The organism is Burkholderia sp. RF2-non_BP3, from assembly GCF_001522185.1.
GTDB classification, from domain to species: Bacteria; Pseudomonadota; Gammaproteobacteria; order Burkholderiales; family Burkholderiaceae; genus Burkholderia; species Burkholderia diffusa.
In genome coordinates, this window is the sequence record NZ_LOSU01000043.1 from 324,242 (window position 1) to 343,262 (window position 19,021).

Sequence of the window (19,021 nt, forward strand, 5' to 3'; positions counted from 1 at the left end):
CGCCGGCGGGAACGGCCGGCTTCACGGTCCGCGCATTATAAAAGCAAAGGGAAAGCGCGTTTTGCGCGTTTCACCCGCGGCCGTCCGCAATGGGGTCGCATGACCTGCGTGCCGCATTAGCCGGTGACGGCACCCTTGTTCGCCGGGCGCGCGAGGGCCGCGTACTTGGCGAGCACGCCGCGCGTGTAGCGCGGCGCCGGCTGCTTCCACGCAGCGCGCCGGCGCGCGAGCTCGGCGTCGTCGACGTTCAGCTGCAGCACCAGCCGGTGCGCATCGATCGTGATCGAGTCGCCTTCCTGCACGAGCGCGATCGTGCCGCCGACGAAGGCCTCGGGCGCGACGTGCCCGACCACCATCCCCCAGGTGCCGCCCGAGAAGCGGCCGTCGGTGATGAAGCCGACCGATTCGCCGAGCCCCTTGCCGATGATCGCCGACGTCGGCGCGAGCATTTCCGGCATGCCGGGGCCGCCTTGCGGGCCGAGATAGCGCAGCACCAGCACGTCGCCCGCGCGGATCCGGTCGCCGAGGATCGCGTCCATCGCGCTTTGCTCGTCGTCGAACACGCGCGCCGGGCCCGTGATCACCCGGTTCTTCAGGCCGGTGATCTTCGCGACCGCGCCGTCTTCCGCGAGGTTGCCCTTCAGGATCGCGAGATGCCCTTCCTTGTACAGCGCGCGATCGATCGGGAAGATCACCTTCTGGTCCGCGCGCGGCACGCCCGGCACATCCTTCAGCTCCTCGGCGATCGTGCGGCCGGTGATCGTGATGCAGTCGCCGTGCAGCAGCCCAGCATCGAGCAGGATCCGCAGCACCTGCGGGATGCCGCCGGCCTGGTGCAGGTCGGTCGCGACGTACTGGCCGGACGGCTTCAGGTCGCAGATCACCGGCACGCGCTTGCGGATGCGTTCGAAGTCGTCGATCGTCCAGTCGACCTCGGCCGCGTGCGCGATCGCGAGATAGTGCAGCACCGCGTTGGTCGAGCCGCCGGTCGCCATGATCAGCGACACCGCGTTCTCGATCGACGCCTTCGTGATGATGTCGCGCGGCTTCAGGTCGCGTTTCACGGCCTCGACCAGCACGCGCGCCGATTCGGCGGCCGAGTCGACCTTCTCCTGATCGGGGTTCGCCATCGTCGACGAGTACATCAGCGACATGCCGAGCGCCTCGAACGACGAGCTCATCGTGTTCGCGGTGTACATCCCGCCGCACGACCCCGACGTCGGGCACGCGTTCTGCTCAACCCCTTCGAAATCTTCCTGCGACATCCGGCCCGCGGTGAACTCGCCGACCGCCTCGAACGACGACACGATCGTCAGGTCGCGGCCCTTCCAGTGGCCGGGGCGGATCGTGCCGCCGTACACGTAGATGCCCGGCACGTTCAGGCGCGCGAGCGCGATCATCCCGCCGGGCATGTTCTTGTCGCAGCCGCCGACCACCACCACGCCGTCCATCCACTGGCCCTGCACGCAGGTCTCGATGCAGTCGGCGATCACTTCGCGCGACACGAGCGAGTACTTCATGCCCTCGGTGCCCATCGACATGCCGTCCGAGATCGTCGGCGTGCCGAAGATCTGCGGGTTCGCATCGGCCGCCTTCACCGCCGCGACGGCCGCGTCCGACAGCCGCTGCAGGCCCGAGTTGCACGGCGTGATCGTCGAATGGCCATTCGCGATGCCGATCATCGGCTTGTCGAAATCGTCCTTCCGGTAGCCGAGGGCGTAATACATCGAGCGGTTCGGCGAACGGGCCACGCCTTGCGTGATGTGCTTCGAGCGACGGTTGTACGGCATGGGGGACTCCATCGTTGTATTGGCGACGCCCGCGAACGGCGCGCCGGTTCGGATCAATCAAGAATGGAGTTTCCGGTTTGGGATGTCCAATATATTATTTGTCGCTTATTAAGTCGTTTTGCGAATGAGTGAAATATGGCTGACCCGACGCCCGATCTGCGCCAGTGGCGCTATTTCGTGACCGTTGCCGACGAGCGCCATTTCGGCCGTGCGGCCGAGCGCCTGTCGATGACGCAGCCGCCGCTGTCGCAAGCGATTCGGGCGCTCGAGGACGCGCTCGGCGTCGCGCTGTTCGCGCGTACCAAGCGCTCGGTCGCGCTGACGGCGGTCGGTGCGGCGCTGCTGCCCGACGTCCGCCGGCTGCTCGCGTCGGCCGACGCGCTGCCGCCGCTCGCGCGGCGTCTCGCGCGCGGCGAAGCCGGCTCGCTGTCGCTCGCGTTCGTGTCGACCGCCGATTACGGGCTGCTGCCGTCGCTGCTGCGCGCGTTCGGCGCACGCTATCCGCAGGTGCGGCTGCAACTCGCGGAGGCGACGAGCGACGTGCAGATCGACGAACTCGTCGCGGGCCGCATCGACGCGGGGCTCGTGATTCCGCCGGTGCCGCCGCGCCACGCGGCCGGGCTGTCGTACCTGCCGGTCGTGCGCGAGCCGCTGGTGGTCGCGATGCCGGCGGCCGCGGCGTCCGGCGTGCCCGAAGACGAACCCGTGCATCTGGCCGAGCTGGCCGCGCTGCCGCTCGTCATCTTCCCGCGTCGTTTGGCGCCCGGCTTTTATGACATCATTACGGGCTGCTACGGCGCGGCGGGGGAAACCCCGCGCATCGGCCAGGAGGCGATCCAGATGCAGACGATCGTCAGCCTCGTGTCGGCCGGCATGGGCGTCGCACTGGTGCCGCAGTCGTTGCGTAACCTGCGGCGCACCGGCGTGGTCTACCGGCCGCTCGCCGGCGACGCGCCGGTCGTCGAGACGGGCCTCGTGTGGCGCACGGGCGATGTCAGCCCCGTGCTCGCCGGCTTCATCGACGTCGTGCGCGCGCACGGTCTCGCCGCATGATGCGAACGATGGCGCGCCGGCGCCGTCCAATGCGCGGTGCGGCGCCGGTGGGCGCGCCGTACCGCATTCGAAAACTTCATCGCTAACCCATGATCATTCACCCGAATTTCGACCCCGTAGCGATCCATCTCGGGCCGCTGGCCGTGCGCTGGTACGGCCTCATGTATCTCGTCGGCTTCATCGCGGCGATCGTCGTCGGCCGGATCCGTCTGAAGCTGCCGCACGTCGCGGCGCAGGGCTGGACCGCCAAGGACATCGACGACATGATGTTCTACGGCGTGCTCGGCACCGTGCTCGGCGGCCGGCTCGGCTACGTGCTGTTCTACAAGGCCGACTTCTACTTCTCGCATCCGCTCGACGTGTTCAAGGTGTGGGAAGGCGGGATGTCGTTCCACGGCGGCTTTCTCGGCGTGACGCTCGCGATGGCGCTGTTCGCGTGGCAGCGCAAGCGCCACTGGCTGCAGGTCACCGACTTCGTCGCGCCGATGGTGCCGACGGGGCTCGCGGCCGGGCGGCTCGGCAACTTCATCAACGGCGAGCTGTGGGGCCGCGTGACCGATCCGAACGCGCCGTGGGCGATGTTGTTCCCGGGCGCGATGCGCGACGACGCGGCATGGCTGCCGAAGCATCCGGCGCTCGTCGAGCAGTGGCACCTTGCCGACGTGTTCATGCAGTACCAGATGCTGCCGCGCCATCCTTCGCAGCTCTACGAGATCGCGCTCGAAGGCATTGCGCTGTTCTTCGTGCTGTTCTTCTTCTCGCGCAAGCCGCGGCCGATGGGCGCGATATCCGCGCTGTTCCTGATCGGCTACGGGCTCGCACGCTTCACGGTCGAATTCGCGCGCGAACCGGACGACTTCCTCGGCCTGCTCGCCCTCGGTCTGTCGATGGGGCAGTGGCTGTCGTTGCCGATGATTCTCGCGGGCATCGCGCTGCTGGTGTGGGCGTATCGTCGCCGCGCGGCGAGCGTGGCGGCTTGATGTTGCATGCGTCATGCGGTCGCGTCATGCGCGAGCTGTGTGACGCATGACGCATGACGCGTGATGCGATGCGGATGCGTACGATCGGCGTGCGCATCGATCGCAGGATCCCGAATGAAAAACGCCGGCCCGAAGGCCGGCGTTTTCACATCTGCCGCGCGTTGCGCGACGTGCGTTACTTCATCTGCACGGAGCCGTTGACCGTGACCGACACGGTCGCCTTGCCGCCTTCGACCGCGATCGGCGCGCTCATCTTCGCGCTGTCCATCGGTGCCGCGGCCATCGCCATCATGCGCGGGTACGGCTGCACGTTGCGACTGCCGCCGACGTTCACGTCTCGGATCGAGTAGCTGTTGTAGCCGAAGGCCTTCGCGGCTTCGTCCGCGCGCGCGCGGAACGACTTGATCGCTTCGGTCGTGAGCTTCTGCTCGGCCGCGCGCTGCGCTTCGGGCGACAGCGAGAACTCGACGTTCGCGATCTGCATCTGGTTCGACAACTGGCCCGCGAGCTTCGACGCCGCCGCGAAATCGCGCGATTCGAGCACGACTTCCGTACGGCCGCGCCATGCGGAGATCTTGCCGTCGCGATCGGTGCTCGGATACACGGAGAACGCGCCGGTGTGCGCGGTGACGCCCGATACGCCCTTCGCCTGCGCGAGCGCCGCGTCGGCGCGCTGGTTGAGCGCGGACGTCAGGCTGCCCGGGTCCTTCGCCTGCTGTTCGTAGAACAGCGTGATGTGGATGATGTCTTGCGGCACGTCGGCGCTGGCCTGCGACGACAGCGACAGCACGCCCGCCGGTTCCGGAAAGTGCGGGTTCGCGGTTTGCGCGTGCGCGGCCGGCGATGCGAGCGTCAGCGCGACGGGCACGGCGGCGGCGAGGGCGAGCGACAGCGCGAGTGCGGATTTCTTGGTCATTGTTGGACTCCTTGTGCGAGGGCGCGCATGCGGATCACGCGTGCGCGACGCGGGCGTACCGCGCGACGAAAAAACGGCCGTCGTCCCGATCGGGCGACAGCGGTTGCTTAGGCTGCACGAACGCGCCGCGAGTTCCGTGGCGGCGGCGCGTATTGACCGGATTTGACCTTTGGCGTGTGTCTGTTGCGTGGGCCGACGCGTGCGCCGACTGTGCGCGCCTACTTCATCAGCTTTTCGGTGATGAAGCGCCACTCGGCGCGCGTGACGGGCGTGATCGACAGCCGGTTGCCGCGCGCGAGCACGCGCATGTCGGCGAGTTCGTCATGCTCGCGCAGCGCGGCGAGCGGCACGAGCGGCGACTTCTTCACGAAGCGCACGTCGACGAGCAGCCAGCGCGGCGATTCCTGCGTCGACTTCGGATCGTAATACGGGCTTTTCGGATCGAACTGGGTGGGGTCGGGGTAGGGCGTCGACGAGACTTCGGCGATGCCCGCGATGCCCGGCTCAGGGCAGCTCGAGTGATAGAACAGCACGCCGTCGCCGATCTTCATCGTGTCGCGCATGAAATTGCGCGCCTGATAATTGCGCACACCGGTCCACGGCAGCGAGTGCTGCGGCGCGTGCGCGAGATCGTCAATGCTTGCTTCGTCCGGTTCGGACTTCATGAGCCAGTATTGCATGGATCGTAATCGACGCAGAAAGGGCATGAAGGTCTGTTTGCATGCGCGTTCCGCATGCAAACAGACCCTGAAAAAGGAAACGGCATCGGGATCCCCGATGCCGTTGGATAGGCCCCCGCCTTGGCCGCTAGGCCGGCATCCTGAACCTGAGGTTCAGAATTGGTCGCAGTTAGCAGCACTTCGGGTACATCAGACAGAGTGACGCGCGCGCCCGTGCTACAAATTTCCGCAACCGTGCACATGGCATTGGTTCAAGGAATATATGACCTTGGCGAACCAGGCAGGGAAGCTGACTGAACTGTGTTTCGTTGCGCCAATTTGACCACCGTTGATCGCCGAGATCAAGGGGAATCGACGCATCGATCAAACGTTACTGCGTCTCGTGCTGTGCGAGCACCGCGCCGAGCTGTTCGTTCATCTGGTGCATTGTACGACGGATTTCTTCCGCCGGAAATGCTTCACCGTGACGCACGCTCGTTTGCAGTCGCAGCAATTCGGATGCGAGCGACAGGGCCGCCATCACCGCGATACGGTCGGTGCCGCGCACCGAACTGTTCGCGCGGATCTTCGACATTTCGGCGTCGACGCGTGCGACGGCCTCGAGCAGCGCCGCTTCGGTCTCGGCCGAACAGGCGAGCCGATAGGGCTGACCGAGAATCGAGACTTCGATCTGCTTGGTGCTCATGCATGTTCTCCGTGGCTGGCCGCGTCATCGCCATCCGTGCGCGCCTGCGCATCCAGCAGGTCGAGCTGGTTGTCGGTTTGCTCCGCGCTCTTCGTACGCGGCAGTTTTTCGAGAATCGCGTTCAGTTTGACCTGGGCGTCATCGATCTTTGCCGACAGCGTGTCGCGCTCGGCCGCGAGCGCATTGCGTTCGTCGCGCAGTTGCGCGAGTTCCGCGCGGACCGTGTCCGCTTCCGCGCGCATTTGCGCGACTTGCTCCTCGAGCGCGAGCCGTTCCGAGTGATAGCGCTTGTTCAGCGAGATCAGACGGCCAATATTTTGAGATAAGGTTTCGAGTTCGTTGAGCATTTGCTGCGTCCTCTAAAGACCCAGCATTTTAGCGCGGAATAACGCGCATTCCGACATCTGTAACGTTTCCAGTCGTAACACCCCGGCTTCTTGCCGCGAATACGCGGCTGCAGCGCGTTCGCCGCGCGCTCCCGGCATACGTTCGGCCGCTTTCTTGACGCTCGCGCGACCCGCTCCTAAACTGGCGCCGCCTCGGTGCTCGCGCGTGCGTCGCGCGGTTAAACGGGAAGCAGGGCGCGCGCTCCGCATGGAGATCGCCAACCTGCGCTGCCCCCGCAACGGTAAGCGGCCGCGTCGGACGACGCAGGCCGGCTCGGGCGCGTTTCGCGTGCAGGTCGCACGCGGACGCGGGCCACTGCGCGTGATCCGCGCGGGAAGGCGAGCCGGTACGCCGCCAGCCCGGATACCGGCCGAGGTGAGGAGCCTGCACGGCTTCATGACGCGTGACCTGCGGGGAAGCGGGGCGCGCAGTGCTTCACGGGACTTGTCTTCGATGCTGACCCCAATCGTCCGCACGGCCTCCGGCGCACGCCGCGGCGTGCCGCATCCCGCCGTCGTGCGCATCGCGGCGGCTGGTTTGCCCGGATCGACGACGCAGGTCGTTGCGGTGCCGGGATCGGTCGTGCCGCGCGCCGACGCACCGTTGCCGCTGGAAGTCGCGGTCGCCGCGCCGATCATGCCTGACGGCGACGCAACCGCGATGCCGATCGACCCGATGCGGCGGCTTCCACTATATTGCGCAGAATGTCGGCCGCACGCAGGTGCGGCTCGATGGGTCGTGGTCGTGTCACGCCGGTGCGACCGACGTTCGGCCGGCCGATCGCTTGCGGGATGCGATCGGCGAAACGCGGGAATCGGGGTGCCGTTCGTGGCGCGCGCTATTGTCCGCCATCGGCCGCGCATCGCTGGCATTGCCGCACGCGGGCACGGCATCCGCGCCGTGCCCGCGACGACATCACCGGGTCGCGGTTCGCCCGTGCATGCTTCAACAACCTGTTCGACGAGGATGACGAGCTTGCGTATACCTGCCACACGCCGGAGCGCGACGCCGGTGCCGCGCCCGGCCGGCCACGACGGTCAGCGGAAGCGTCGTGCGTCGTGCGCGACGCCGTACCGCGCATGAGCGCCGCGCGTGCCGCCGCGATCTGGGCCGCGCTCGCGGCCGTGGTCGCGTTGCTGTTCGTCGCATCGCTGTCGATCGGCAGCGTGCCGATGTCGCCGTGGCAGGCGCTCGCGTCGCTCGTGCCGCACGGCGGCGACGCATTGTTCGCCGACATCGTGCGCACGCTGCGGCTGCCGCGTGCGCTCGCGGGGTTCGCGTGCGGCGCGTTGCTTGCGCTGGCCGGTGCACTGCTGCAGGTGCTGCTGCGCAATCCGCTCGCGGAGCCGTATGTGCTCGGCGTGTCCGGCGGCGCGGCCGGCTTCGCGCTCGTCGCGATGATCGCGGGCGGCGCGTGGTGGCTCGTCGATGCATCCGCATTCGCCGGCGCGCTCGTATCGGTCGCGCTCGTGCTCGGCCTTGCTCGCCGCGAGCTGTGGCGCGGCGACTCGCGCGACGCGTCGCCGCGGCTGCTCCTCACGGGTGTCGTGATCGCGGCCGGGTGGGGCGCGCTCGTCACGCTGCTGCTGTCGCTCGCGCCCGATGCGCGACTGCGCGGCATCATCTTCTGGCTGACGGGCGACCTGAACGGCGTGACGGCGCCGTGGTTCGCATGGGGGGCGCTGCTGGTGGCTGCATGCGTCGCGCTGCCGGCCGCGCCGCAGCTCAACGTGCTGCTGCGCGGCGACGCGACCGCACTCGCGCTCGGCGTGCCGGTCGCGCGAGTTCGCGTGCGGATCTACCTCGTCGCGTCGCTGGCCGCCGCGGCCGCGGTGACGACGGCCGGCACGATCGGTTTCGTCGGCCTCGTCGTGCCGCACGCGCTGCGGCTCGCATTCGGCAACGACCAGCGCATGCTGCTGCCGGCCGCGATGCTTGCGGGCGGCGGCGGCGTGATGGCCGCCGACCTGCTCGCGCGCACCGCGATCGCGCCCGCGCAATTGCCGGTCGGCGTGATGACCGCGTTGATCGGCGTGCCGGTGTTCCTGTGGATGTTGCTGAGGAGACCGATGCGATGACGCACGCCGCACCGCGCGCTGCCGGCGAAATGACCTATGCGGCGATCGATCTCACGCTGACGGCCGGCGAACGGACGCTGCTCGACGGCTTCACCCAGGCGTTCCGTCCCGGCGAGATCTGGTGTGTCGCGGGGCCGAACGGCGCGGGCAAGACGACGCTGCTCGCGACGCTCGCGGGCCTGCAGCGACCGGCCCGCGGCCACGTCGAGATCGACGGCCGGCCGCTCGCCGCATGGCCGCCCGAACAGCTCGCCCGGCGTCGCGCACTGATGCCGCAGCAATTGCACGACGCGTTCAGCGCGACGGTATTCGACACGGTGCTGCTCAACCGCTTTCCGTATCTCGGCGGCTGGGGCTGGGAGCGCGACGGCGACCGCGCGGCCGCGCGCGACGCGCTCGCGACGTTCGGGCTGACCGCACTCGCGTCGCGCGACGTGCTGTCGCTGTCGGGCGGCGAGCGACAGCGCGTCGCGCTGGCCGCGACGCTGTGCCAGGACGCGCCGCTGATGCTGCTCGACGAACCGCTCGCCCACCTTGACCTGCATCACCAGATCGATGGCCTGACCGCGCTGAGCGCATGGCTCGACGCGGGTCCGCGCACGGTGCTGTTTTCGTGCCACGACCTGAATCTCGCGCGGCGTTACGCGACGCACGCGCTGTTGCTCGACGGCCGCGGCCATGCGTGGGCGGGCCCCGTGCACGACGTGCTGACGCCGGCGCGTGCGAGCGATGCGTTCGGCTATCCGCTCGTGCTGATCCGCGAGAACGGCCGCGACGCGCTGCTGCCCGCGTGGCCCGAGCGACGATGAACTTCCTTCTTTCGATGCGCGGCACCGGCCGCGCCAACGAGGCAACCTTCCGATGACGAATCCGACCGACTTCCCGCCCGCGATCGCGCCGCTCGACGAGACGCTGCGCAAGCGCCTGCAGCATGTGATCGATCACAAGACCAAGCCGCCCGGCAGTCTCGGCCAGCTCGAGGCGCTCGCGCTGCAGGTCGGCCTGATCCAGCGCACCGAGACGCCGCACGTACAGCGTCCGGTGACGATCGTGTTCGCGGGCGACCACGGGATCGCGGCCGAGGGCGTGAGTCCGTATCCGCAGGCGGTCACCGCGCAGATGGTCGCCAACTTCCTGGCCGGCGGCGCGGCGATCAACGCGTTCTCGGGTGTCGCGCAGAGCGTGCTCGAGATCGTCGATGCGGGCGTCGCGTCGCCGCTGCCGGTGTCCGACCGGCTCGTGTCGCTGCCGGTCGCGCGCGGCACGCGCAACTTCGCGGCCGAACCGGCGATGACGCCCGACGAGGCGCAGACGGCGCTCGCCGCCGGTGCGGCGCGCGTGCGCCTGCACGCCTCGCTCGGCACGAACGTGATCGGCTTCGGCGAAATGGGGATTGCGAACACGTCGTCGGCTGCGTGCCTGATGAGCCGGCTGCTCGACGTGCCGATCGACGCGTGCGTCGGGCGCGGCACGGGCCTCGACGACCAGGGGCTCGCGCACAAGCGCGCGGTGCTCGGCCGCGCGCTCGTTCGGCATTCGCATGTGATCGCGCCGCTCGACGTGCTCGCGACGTTCGGCGGTTTCGAGATCGCGATGATGACGGGCGCGTATCTCGCGGCCGCGAGCGAGCGGATGACGATCCTCGTCGACGGCTTCATCGCCACGGCCGCGCTGCTGGTCGCCGAGCGCATCGCGCCCGGCGTGCGCGACTACTGCGTGTTCTCGCATGCGTCGCACGAGGCCGGGCACCGGCGCATGCTCGAGCATTTCGGCGCGAAGCCGCTGCTCGCGCTCGACCTGCGCCTCGGCGAAGGCACGGGCGCCGCGCTCGCGCTGCCGCTGGTGCGCGCGGCGGTCGCGTTCCTTACCGAGATGGCGAGCTTCGAATCCGCAGGCGTCGACAATCGTGACGCCTGAGCGCGCGAACGGTATACGCGCCGAACTGCGCTATTTCTTCGTCGCGCTCGGCTATTTCACGCGCGTGCCGGTGCCGCGCGCGATCGGCTACGCCGCCGGCGATCTCGACCAGGCCGCACGTTACTTCCCGCTGGTCGGCGCGTGCGTCGGCGCGTGGGGCGCGCTCGTCTATCTCGCGGCACTGCGCGTGTTGCCCGCGTCGATCGCGGTTGGCCTCTCGATGGCCGCGACGCTGCTCGCGACCGGCGCGTTCCACGAGGATGGCCTGGCCGACAGCTGCGATGCGTTCGGCGGCGGCTACGCACGAGACGACGTGTTGCGCATCATGCACGATTCGCGAATCGGCACGTTCGGCGCGGTCGCGCTCGTGATCGCGCTCGGCCTGAAATGGCAGGCGCTCGCGGCCATGCCGCCGCTGCGCGCCGCGTGGACGATGATCGCCGCGCATGCGGCGAGCCGCGCGGGGGCCGTGAGCCTGCTGATGTCGCTCGACTATGTCCGGCCGGAAGGCAAGGCGAAACCGGTCGCGCAACGCATGGGCGCACGCGCGGCCTGGATCGCGGCCGCATTCGGGCTGCCGTGGCTGTTCTGGCCGGACTGGCGCGCGGGCCTCGCGGCGCTCGTCGCGCTCGCGCTCGTGCGCGCATGGGCGGCCCGCTATTTCGTGAAGCGGATCGGCGGGTATACAGGCGACTGCCTCGGTTTCGCGCAGCAGTTGAGCGAACTGGCGATCTATCTCGTGGTGCTCGGATGGATTTCGTCCTGATTCGCCATCCGGCCGTCGATGTCGAACCGGGCGTTTGCTACGGACGCAGCGACGTGCCGCTCGCCGCGTCGGCCGAGGCGGGGGCGCGGGCCGTGCGTGAGCGTCTGGCGGCGCTCGGGGCGCCGTTGCCCGGGCAGGTCTGGACGAGCCCGCTGACGCGTTGCGCGTCGGTCGCCGAGCGGCTTGCGCAGGCGTTCGACGTGCCGCTGCGGCGTGACGCGGGCTGGCAGGAAATGGACTTCGGCGCGTGGGAGCTGCGTCGCTGGGACGATATCGACCGCGCGGCGCTCGATGCGTGGGCGGCCGACCTGATGCATGCGTGCGCGCATGGCGGCGAAAGCGTCGCACGGTTCGCCGCGCGCGTCGCGCGGATCGCGGACGCGGTCGCGCGGACCGATGCGCCGCAATGGGCGCTCACGCACGCAGGCGTGATTCGCGCATTCGCGTCGCATGCGTTGCGCGTGCCACTCGATACGCTGCTGTCGCGACCGGTGCCGACGGGCGGCGTCGTCTGGTTGCGGACGGAGGATGCCGCCCGCACATGGGACGTCGTCCACTGGGACGCTTAGGCAACCGCTTGCTCGCCTGACGCGCGGAAGGGCATCGAAGCCCGGAATCAGCGCACCGGCCGCCGCGCCCGGGCGGCGTCGAGATCCTCGCACAGCGCGGCCGCGCCTTGCGCGATTCGCGGCGATGGCCGGGTCAGCAGATCGCCGTCGATCGCGAACAGGTTGTTGCGCGCCACGGCCGTCAGCGCGGGCCATGCACGCCAGCGCGCGAGGCTCGGCAGCGGTGCGTCCGAACGTGTCGCGCCGGCACTCGTCGTCACGATCGCTTCCGGATTCGCCGCAAGCACGGCCTCGTCGGTGACGGTCGGCGCGAGCGGCTTCAGCGCCGCGAACACGTTGCGGCCGCCGCACAGCGAGATGACTTCGTTGAACAGATGCGCGCCGTTGAGCGTCGTCAGCGGGCGGTCCCATACCTGGAAGAACATCGTGACCGGCGGGCGTGCCGCGTAACGCGCGCGCAGCGCCGCGATGTCGCGCGAGAACGATGCCGCTGCCGCGTCGGCGACCGGCTCGGTGCCGAGCAGCGTGCCGAGCCGGCGCAGCGACGTGGCCACGTCGTCGAGATGTTTCGGTTCACTGAAGAACAGCGGAATGTGCAGCGCACGCAGCGCATCGGTTTGCCGCTCGGCGTTGCCGTGTCGCCAGACGACGATCAGGTCGGGCTTCAGCGCGGCGATTCGCTCGAGGTCGAGCGCCTTGTTGTCGCCGACACGCGGCACGGCCTGCGCGGCGGGCGGGTAGTCGCTGTACGTGACCGTGCCGACCAGTTTCGCACCGCCGCCGGCCGCGTAGACCAGCTCGGTCGCATGCGGCGCGAGGCTGATCACGCGTTGCGCCGGTGCGGGCAGCGTGACCGTATTGCCGGCATCGTCGCGGGTCGCGACGTCGGCGTGAGCGAAGGGTGCGAGCGCGATCAGCGACGCGAGGGCCGGCAGCCGGCGGAGCAGGCAGGCGGTCATGCGGCTGCCTGTGGCAGCGTCGGGACACACTGCGAGAGTGCGTCGGCGACGCGCCGCCATTCGGCTTCGTTGCCCGGCAGGCCGACGCGCACGCTCGACGGTCGTGCAAAGTATCGCGTCCAGATCCCGTGTGCGGCGAGCGCCGTGTGCAGCGCGGCGGCGCGCGGGTCGTCGGTCCAGCTGAACAGCGGCGTCGCGTGCACCGCGAAGCCGTGCGTGCGCAGCAGCGCGGCGAGGCGCTCGCCGTCGGCCGCGAGCCGCATGCGCGCGGCGGCCTGCCATGCGTGGTCGGCGAATGCGGCGGCGACCGCGTGACGCGCGGGGCCGCTGACGGTCCACGCGCCGAGCATGTCGCGCAGCGCGGCGACCAGCTCGGGACGGGCGAGCACGAAGCCGGCTCGAATGCCGGCGAGTCCGAAGAACTTGCCGACCGAGCGCAGCACGACGAGGCCCGGACGATCGGTGAACTGCGCGAGCGACGGCGTGGCGCCCGTATCCGCGAATGCCTCGTCGACGATGAGCGTACCGCCGCGTGCCGACAACTGGGCATGCCAGCCGAGCAGCCGTTCGGCCGGAACGAGTTCGGCGGTCGGATTATTCGGATTCCCGACGATGACGTGACGCAGCGACGCGGGCAACACGTCCGCACCGATGTCGAGCGCGACGACGCGATGGCCGTGGCGCGCGAACGCAGGGGCGTATTCGCCATACGCGAGCGCGGCGACACCGGCGTCGCCGGTCGGCAGCAGCGCGGGCAACGCGCGGATCGCGGCCTGGCTGCCGGCGACCGGCAGCACGTGCGCGGCATCGGGTGCGTGGTAGTAGCCAGACGCGCATGCGGCGAGCGTATCGCCGTCGTCGGGCAGCCGGCGCCATGCGTCGGCCGGGACGGGCGGCACCGGATAGCCGACCGGATTGATGCCGGTCGACAGGTCGAGCCACGCGTCGTACGGAATGCCGTGGCGGCGCGCGGCTTCGTGCAGGTTGCCGCCGTGCGGGATGCGTGCGTCAGACATGATGGGTAGCGAGGATGAGTGCGCCGCTCGCGACGAGCAGCGCAAGCCACAGCGCGAGCGTGCGCGTGACGAGCGACAGCGCGGCGACGACGTGCACGGCCGTCGCCGGCGCGCCGGTGCCGAGCGCGGGACGGTCTTCGATTTCGCCGTGATAGACGGCCGGGCCGCCGAGCTGCACGTTCAGGCTGCCGGCGCCCGCGGCCATCACGGGGCCCGCGTTCGGGCTGTCCCAGTGGCGCGCCTGCGTGCGCCAGCAGCGCCATGCTGCGGCCGTGTCGCCGAGCAGCGCGTAGCTCGCGGCGGTGAGGCGCGCGGGAATCCAGTTGAGCGCGTCGTCGAGGCGCGCGGCGGCCCAGCCGAACGTCAGGAAGCGCGGCGTGCGGTAGCCCCACATCGCGTCGAGCGTGTTCGCGAGCCGGAACAGCAGCGCGCCGGGGCCGCCCGCGACGACGAACCAGAAGAGCGCGCCGAAGATCGCGTCGTTGCCGTTCTCGAGCGCCGATTCGACGGCCGCGCGCGACAGCGCGCCTTCGTCGGCTTCGCTGGTGTCGCGCGATACGATGCGCGCGGTCAGCGCGCGCGCGGCGTCGAGGTCGTGCCGCAGCAGCGCGGCGGCGATCGGTGCGACGTGGTCGGCGAGGCTTTTCGCGCCGAGCGCGAACCACAGCAGCGCGACGTGCAGCGCGGCCGCGAGCGGCCAGGGCAGCACGGCCGCGAGCCACGCGGCGACGGCCACCGGCGGCACCACCGCCGCGAGCCAGGCGGCGACGCCGACCATGCGGCCGTGCCGCCCCGTGTTCAGCGCGCCTTCGATGCGCGCGGCGAGCCGGCCGAACGCGACGAGCGGATGCCAGCCGGCCGGTTCGCCGACGATGCGATCGACGATCGCGGCCGCGACCGCGAGCATCGCGACGACCGGCAGCGACAGCATCAGCATGACGGCGCTCCCGCCTTGAGTTCGAGCGGCAGCCCGGCGACCAGCAGCGTCACGCGCGTCGCGAGCGCGGCGATGCGTTGGTTCAGTCGCCCGAGTTCGTCGACGTAGCGGCGCGTGACCGATCCGAGCGGCACGACGCCGAGCCCGATTTCGTTGCTGACGACGATCACCTTCGCGCGCGCACCGCGCAACGCGTGCTCGAGCCGCTCGACCTGCGCCGCATACTGCGCGTCGTCGAGCGGTTCGCCGTCGAGCGGGCACAGCAGGTTCGTGAGCCACAGCGTCAGGCAGTCGACGAGCAGGCACGCGCGCGGATCGTCGAGTCGCGCGAGCGTGCCGGCGAGGTCGACGGGCGCATCGGCGAAGCCCCAGTCGGCCGGCCGGCGCGCGCGGTGATGCGCGATGCGCCGTTCGAATTCGGCATCGGCGGCCGTCGCGGCCGCGGTTGCGATATAGGTGACGGGGCGGCCGCTGTCGGCGGCGAGCCGCTCGGCGTGCGCGCTCTTGCCCGAGCGCGCGCCGCCGAGGACGAAAGTGAGGTCGTGCGGAATCATCGCGTGATTGTAACGGCGCACGCGTGGCGGCGCGGGCGATAATGCGGCCTTTGCTTCGCCACGACCTTGCATACGATGAATGCACCCGAACCGCAGCCGCGCGGCACGTTGATGATCCAGGGCACGACGTCCGACGCCGGCAAGAGCACGCTCGTCGCGGGCCTGTGCCGCCTCGCGCGTCGCGCGGGTGCGCGCGTCGCGCCGTTCAAGCCGCAGAACATGGCGCTGAACAGCGCAGTGACGGCCGATGGCGGCGAGATCGGCCGCGCGCAGGCGTTGCAGGCGCTCGCCGCGGGTGTCGCGCCGCATACCGATTTCAACCCGGTGCTGCTGAAGCCGACGAGCGATCGCGGCGCGCAGGTGATCATCCACGGCAAGGCGCGCATGAACTTCGATGCGCGTGCGTACCACGACTACAAGCCGGTCGCGTTCGACGCGGTGCTCGAGTCGTACGCGCGGCTGCGTGCCGGCTACGACACGGTGCTCGTCGAAGGCGCGGGCAGCCCGGCCGAAATCAACCTGCGCGAAGGCGACATCGCGAACATGGGCTTCGCGGAACGCGTGGACTGCCCGGTCGTGCTGGTGGCCGATATCGACCGCGGCGGCGTGTTCGCGCATCTGGTCGGCACGCTCGCGTGCCTGTCGGACAGCGAGCGCGCGCGCGTGCGCGGCTTCGTGATCAACCGCTTTCGCGGCGATATCAAGCTGCTCGAACCGGGCCTCGACTGGCTGCGCGCGCAGACGGGCAAGCCGGTGTTCGGCGTGCTGCCGTACCTGCACGGATTGACGCTCGATGCCGAGGACATGCTGCCGTCGCAGGCGCGCAGCGCCGCCTTGCGCGGCGACGCCGGCGTGTTGCGCGTGGTGGTGCCCGCGCTGCCGCGGATCAGCAACCATACCGATTTCGATCCGCTGCGCGCGCATCCGCAGGTCGAGTTCACGTACTGGAAGAGCGGCCCGGTGCCGGATGCCGACCTGCTGATCCTGCCCGGCTCGAAGAGCGTGCAGCGCGATCTCGCGTGGTTGCGCGACACGGGCTGGGACGCGGTAATCCGCCGGCACCTGCGCTATGGCGGCAAGGTGATCGGCATCTGCGGCGGCATGCAGATGCTTGGCCGCACGCTGGACGATCCGCTCGGCCTCGAAGGTGCGCCCGGCAGCGTGCCGGGGCTCGGGCTGCTCGATTTCGACACGACGCTGCAGCCGGACAAGACGCTGAAGAACGTGACCGGGCATCTCGCGCTGCCCGGCGCGGCCGCCGTGCACGGCTACGAGATTCACATGGGCGATACGCGCGGGCCCGCGCTCGCGACGCCCGCGCTGGAACTGGCGGCGGGCGACGCAGCGGGCGGCGTGCGCGCGGACGGCGCGCGGTCGGCCGACGGCCAGATCCTCGCGACCTACGTGCACGGGCTGTTCGACGCGCCCGACGCGTGCGCGGCACTGCTCGCGTGGGCGGGGCTCGACGGCGCGGAGCGCATCGACTACCCGGCGCTGCGCGAGGCGTCGCTGGAGCGGCTGGCCGATTCGTTCGCCGAGCATCTCGATTTGCGCGCGCTGTACGCGGAGTTCCGTTGACGCAGGGCGTGCCCGGCCTGGCATTTTGCGACGGATCGCGTACAACTCAGATGGGCGGAGGTCCGCCCGAAGGAGCGCGACGATGAAGGCTCGATGGTGGTTGGGCGTGCTGCTCGCGGCGCTGCTGGGCGCGTCGGCGGCGGCGCACGCATGTGACTCGTACGCACCGGGCGGCGGGCCGGCCGGTTCGGGTGACGCCACGCAAGGCAAAAGCGGCGGCTGAGATCCGTAGCCGGGTACAGGCAGCGGGGCATGATCGGTCATGCCCTTTTTTACGATCCGATTCGTTCTTTTTGGGAATCAGTTAAAGCCGTATCGCGTGTTTATTGGTCGAATCGATTCGAATAGAGTGCGATCCATTCTCATCCACTCATGAAGGAATTCGCCATGAACCCCCAACGCCTCAACGATCTCGGCGCGACGCTGCTGCGCGTCGCACTCGGCGTACTGTACCTCGCGCACGTCGCGCAGAAGGTGTTCGTCTTCACGCTGCCCGGCACCGCGCAGTTCTTCGCGTCGATCGGCCTGCCGGGCTGGCTCGCGTACGTGACGACGTTCGTCGAGCTGGCCGGCGGCCTTGCGCTGCTCGCGGGCTTCCGCGTGCGGATCGCCGCGCTGGTGCTGCTGCCGTTCATGCTCGGCGCGGTGTCCGCGCATCTGCCCAACGGCTGGAGCTTCGCGTCGCCGAACGGCGGCTGGGAATATCCGGCGTTCTGGGCCGTCACGCTGGCCGTGCAGGCGCTGCTGGGCGGCGGCGCGTTCGCGCTCGGCGCACCGCGCGCCGCGACGCGAACCGCATAAAAGAGGGCGGGCATCGGCGCAACCCGTTCCGGTGACACCCCGTTTGCCGATATCATCGCTCCCTGTATCCGCAATCGAGCGGCGCTTGCCAGGGCGGCAGGCGCCGCGTGGCTTTTTCGGGGGAATTCATGACGGTCATCGTGGTGGCGAATCCGAAGGGCGGCGTGGGGAAAAGCACGCTGTCCACCAATCTTGCCGGCTATTTCGCGGCGCAGGGCGCATGGGTCGCGCTCGCCGATCTGGACCGGCAGCAGTCCGCGCATGCGTGGCTCGACCTGCGGCCGGCCGGCCTGCCGACGATCGAGGCGTGGGATCTCGATCCGGACGCGCCGTCGAAGCCGCCGCGCGGCCTCGAATACGCGGTGATCGACACGCCGGCCGGCCTGCACGGCAACCGGCTCAACGTCGCGCTGCAGCTCGCCGACAAGGTGATCGTGCCGCTGCAGCCGTCGATGTTCGATATTCTCGCGACCCAGCAGTTTCTGGAGCGCCTCGCCGGCGAGAAGGCGGTGCGCAAGGGCAGCGTGGAGGTCGGGATCGTCGGGATGCGGGTCGACGCGCGCACGCGCTCGTCCGATCAGCTGCACCGTTTCGTCGAAGGGCTCGGGCTGCCGGTGCTCGGCTACGTGCGCGACACGCAGAACTACGTGCAGATCGCCGCGCACGGCCTGACGCTGTGGGACGTCGCGAAAAGCCGCGTCGAGAAGGATCTCGAACAGTGGCGGCCGATCGTCGAATGGGCCGAGCGGCGCGCGCCGAAAGCGGAGAAGGTCGCCAAGGCGTCTTGATCGCCGAGGGCCGGACGCCGGCGAGGTTAATGCGGCAGGGTGAATGAAGAAGGGCCTGATCCGGCATCGTGACGGATCAGGCCCTTCCCGCATCGGCGGCTGCGCGGCGCCGGCCGTCATGGCGCGCCGGCCGCCGCGTGAATCAGGTCCAGTTCTGCGTCGGCACGTGATCGCGATGGCCCTTGATCTTGTTGCCTTCGTCGATGAACACGAGCTTCGGCTTCCAGCCGGCCTGCAGCTCGGCTTCATCGACCATCGCGAACGCCGCGATGATCACGAGGTCGCCGAGTTGCGCGCGCCGCGCCGCCGAGCCGTTCAGCGAAATCATCCCGCTGCCGCGCTCGCCCTTGATCGCGTACGTCGAGAAGCGCTCGCCGTTGTTGATGTTCCAGATGTCGATCCGTTCGTTTTCGATGAGGCCCGCCGCTTCGAGCAGGTCTTCGTCGATCGCGCACGAGCCTTCGTAATGCAGCTCGCAGTGCGTGACGGCCGCGCGGTGGATCTTCGATTTGAGCATATGGCGCTGCATGGTATCTCCGTGATGCGTGAGAGGCGAGGGCGGGCGGC

21 protein-coding genes, 1 other RNA gene and 1 riboswitch are annotated in these 19,021 nt (G+C 69.6%); of the genes, 11 read left to right on the forward strand and 11 right to left on the reverse strand.

What is annotated here, in order from left to right:
- Window positions 1-116: 116 nt before the first annotated feature.
- Entirely contained in the window at window positions 117-1,790 is a 1,674-nt protein-coding gene (ilvD, locus tag WS45_RS23420; protein ID WP_059692235.1) for a dihydroxy-acid dehydratase, read from the reverse strand.
- A 135-nt stretch (window positions 1,791-1,925) separates the two neighbouring features.
- Here ilvD and WS45_RS23425 point away from each other — a divergent pair, with 135 nt between their 5' ends.
- Together WS45_RS23425 and lgt are read left to right on the forward strand one after the other, a co-directional pair.
- On the forward strand, window positions 1,926-2,843 hold the full coding sequence (locus WS45_RS23425) for a LysR substrate-binding domain-containing protein (RefSeq protein WP_059692236.1): 918 nt from the start codon (window positions 1,926-1,928) through the stop codon (window positions 2,841-2,843).
- A gap of 89 nt (window positions 2,844-2,932) precedes the next feature.
- Window positions 2,933-3,823, forward strand: coding sequence for a prolipoprotein diacylglyceryl transferase (gene lgt / locus WS45_RS23430; protein ID WP_059527617.1), 891 nt, complete (start codon window positions 2,933-2,935; stop codon window positions 3,821-3,823).
- 175 nt (window positions 3,824-3,998) lie between these two features.
- Here lgt and WS45_RS23435 read toward each other — a convergent pair whose 3' ends face one another.
- The 5 genes from WS45_RS23435 to WS45_RS23455 form a co-directional block, all read right to left on the reverse strand.
- Window positions 3,999-4,739, reverse strand: coding sequence for an SIMPL domain-containing protein (locus tag WS45_RS23435; protein ID WP_059701886.1), 741 nt, complete (start codon window positions 4,737-4,739; stop codon window positions 3,999-4,001).
- Window positions 4,740-4,957: 218 nt separating this feature from the next.
- Window positions 4,958-5,419, reverse strand: coding sequence for an EVE domain-containing protein (locus WS45_RS23440; protein WP_059701888.1), 462 nt, complete (start codon window positions 5,417-5,419; stop codon window positions 4,958-4,960).
- Window positions 5,420-5,527: 108 nt separating this feature from the next.
- A non-coding RNA gene (gene ssrS / locus WS45_RS23445) (6S RNA) lies at window positions 5,528-5,709 on the reverse strand.
- 80 nt (window positions 5,710-5,789) lie between these two features.
- Complete coding sequence (locus tag WS45_RS23450; protein ID WP_011885730.1) at window positions 5,790-6,104, reverse strand: cell division protein ZapA; 315 nt, start codon at window positions 6,102-6,104, stop codon at window positions 5,790-5,792.
- A complete protein-coding gene (locus WS45_RS23455) occupies window positions 6,101-6,451 on the reverse strand; it encodes a hypothetical protein (protein WP_059701890.1) in 351 nt (116 codons plus the stop codon). Before WS45_RS23455 ends, WS45_RS23450 begins: the two co-directional genes overlap by 4 nt.
- Window positions 6,452-6,627: 176 nt before the next feature.
- Window positions 6,628-6,880: riboswitch (cobalamin riboswitch) on the forward strand.
- A gap of 690 nt (window positions 6,881-7,570) precedes the next feature.
- Here WS45_RS23455 and WS45_RS23460 point away from each other — a divergent pair.
- Genes WS45_RS23460 through cobC form a run of 5 tightly spaced genes read left to right on the forward strand, consistent with a single transcriptional unit; the run spans window position 7,571 to window position 11,821 of the window.
- A complete protein-coding gene (locus tag WS45_RS23460; protein WP_059528307.1) occupies window positions 7,571-8,569 on the forward strand; it encodes a FecCD family ABC transporter permease in 999 nt (332 codons plus the stop codon).
- Window positions 8,566-9,378: an ABC transporter ATP-binding protein gene (locus WS45_RS23465; RefSeq protein WP_059701892.1), complete on the forward strand. Its 813-nt coding sequence runs from the start codon at window positions 8,566-8,568 to the stop codon at window positions 9,376-9,378. Before WS45_RS23460 ends, WS45_RS23465 begins: the two co-directional genes overlap by 4 nt.
- A 52-nt stretch (window positions 9,379-9,430) precedes the next feature.
- A complete protein-coding gene (cobT, locus tag WS45_RS23470; protein WP_059701894.1) occupies window positions 9,431-10,486 on the forward strand; it encodes a nicotinate-nucleotide--dimethylbenzimidazole phosphoribosyltransferase in 1,056 nt (351 codons plus the stop codon).
- Window positions 10,476-11,252, forward strand: a complete 777-nt coding sequence (locus tag WS45_RS23475) for an adenosylcobinamide-GDP ribazoletransferase (protein WP_059692241.1) — start codon at window positions 10,476-10,478, stop codon at window positions 11,250-11,252. The genes cobT and WS45_RS23475 overlap by 11 nt, the downstream gene beginning before the upstream one ends.
- A complete protein-coding gene (cobC, locus tag WS45_RS23480; RefSeq protein WP_059701896.1) occupies window positions 11,237-11,821 on the forward strand; it encodes an alpha-ribazole phosphatase in 585 nt (194 codons plus the stop codon). Before WS45_RS23475 ends, cobC begins: the two co-directional genes overlap by 16 nt.
- A gap of 47 nt (window positions 11,822-11,868) precedes the next feature.
- Here the strand turns inward: cobC and WS45_RS23485 are convergent, their stop codons facing one another.
- The 4 genes from WS45_RS23485 to cobU are packed head-to-tail and all read right to left on the reverse strand — an operon-like array spanning window position 11,869 to window position 15,287.
- Window positions 11,869-12,780, reverse strand: a complete 912-nt coding sequence (locus tag WS45_RS23485) for a cobalamin-binding protein (RefSeq protein WP_059701898.1) — start codon at window positions 12,778-12,780, stop codon at window positions 11,869-11,871.
- Complete coding sequence (cobD, locus tag WS45_RS23490) at window positions 12,777-13,796, reverse strand: threonine-phosphate decarboxylase CobD (protein ID WP_059701899.1); 1,020 nt, start codon at window positions 13,794-13,796, stop codon at window positions 12,777-12,779. The genes WS45_RS23485 and cobD overlap by 4 nt, the downstream gene beginning before the upstream one ends.
- Complete coding sequence (gene cbiB / locus WS45_RS23495; protein ID WP_059701901.1) at window positions 13,789-14,733, reverse strand: adenosylcobinamide-phosphate synthase CbiB; 945 nt, start codon at window positions 14,731-14,733, stop codon at window positions 13,789-13,791. Before cbiB ends, cobD begins: the two co-directional genes overlap by 8 nt.
- A complete protein-coding gene (cobU, locus tag WS45_RS23500; RefSeq protein WP_059528305.1) occupies window positions 14,727-15,287 on the reverse strand; it encodes a bifunctional adenosylcobinamide kinase/adenosylcobinamide-phosphate guanylyltransferase in 561 nt (186 codons plus the stop codon). Before cobU ends, cbiB begins: the two co-directional genes overlap by 7 nt.
- 75 nt (window positions 15,288-15,362) lie before the next feature.
- Here cobU and WS45_RS23505 point away from each other — a divergent pair, with 75 nt between their 5' ends.
- The 4 genes from WS45_RS23505 (at window position 15,363) to WS45_RS23515 (ending at window position 18,454) form a co-directional block, all read left to right on the forward strand.
- Entirely contained in the window at window positions 15,363-16,865 is a 1,503-nt protein-coding gene (locus tag WS45_RS23505) for a cobyric acid synthase (RefSeq protein WP_059701903.1), read from the forward strand.
- 82 nt (window positions 16,866-16,947) lie between these two features.
- Window positions 16,948-17,088, forward strand: a complete 141-nt coding sequence (locus WS45_RS35750; RefSeq protein ID WP_175907982.1) for a hypothetical protein — start codon at window positions 16,948-16,950, stop codon at window positions 17,086-17,088.
- A gap of 164 nt (window positions 17,089-17,252) precedes the next feature.
- A complete protein-coding gene (locus WS45_RS23510) occupies window positions 17,253-17,666 on the forward strand; it encodes a DoxX family protein (protein WP_059528303.1) in 414 nt (137 codons plus the stop codon).
- 128 nt (window positions 17,667-17,794) lie between these two features.
- Window positions 17,795-18,454: a ParA family protein gene (locus WS45_RS23515; protein WP_059701905.1), complete on the forward strand. Its 660-nt coding sequence runs from the start codon at window positions 17,795-17,797 to the stop codon at window positions 18,452-18,454.
- Window positions 18,455-18,596: 142 nt separating this feature from the next.
- Here WS45_RS23515 and panD read toward each other — a convergent pair whose 3' ends face one another.
- On the reverse strand, window positions 18,597-18,983 hold the full coding sequence (gene panD, locus WS45_RS23520; protein ID WP_006484038.1) for an aspartate 1-decarboxylase: 387 nt from the start codon (window positions 18,981-18,983) through the stop codon (window positions 18,597-18,599).
- Window positions 18,984-19,021: the final 38 nt, after the last annotated feature.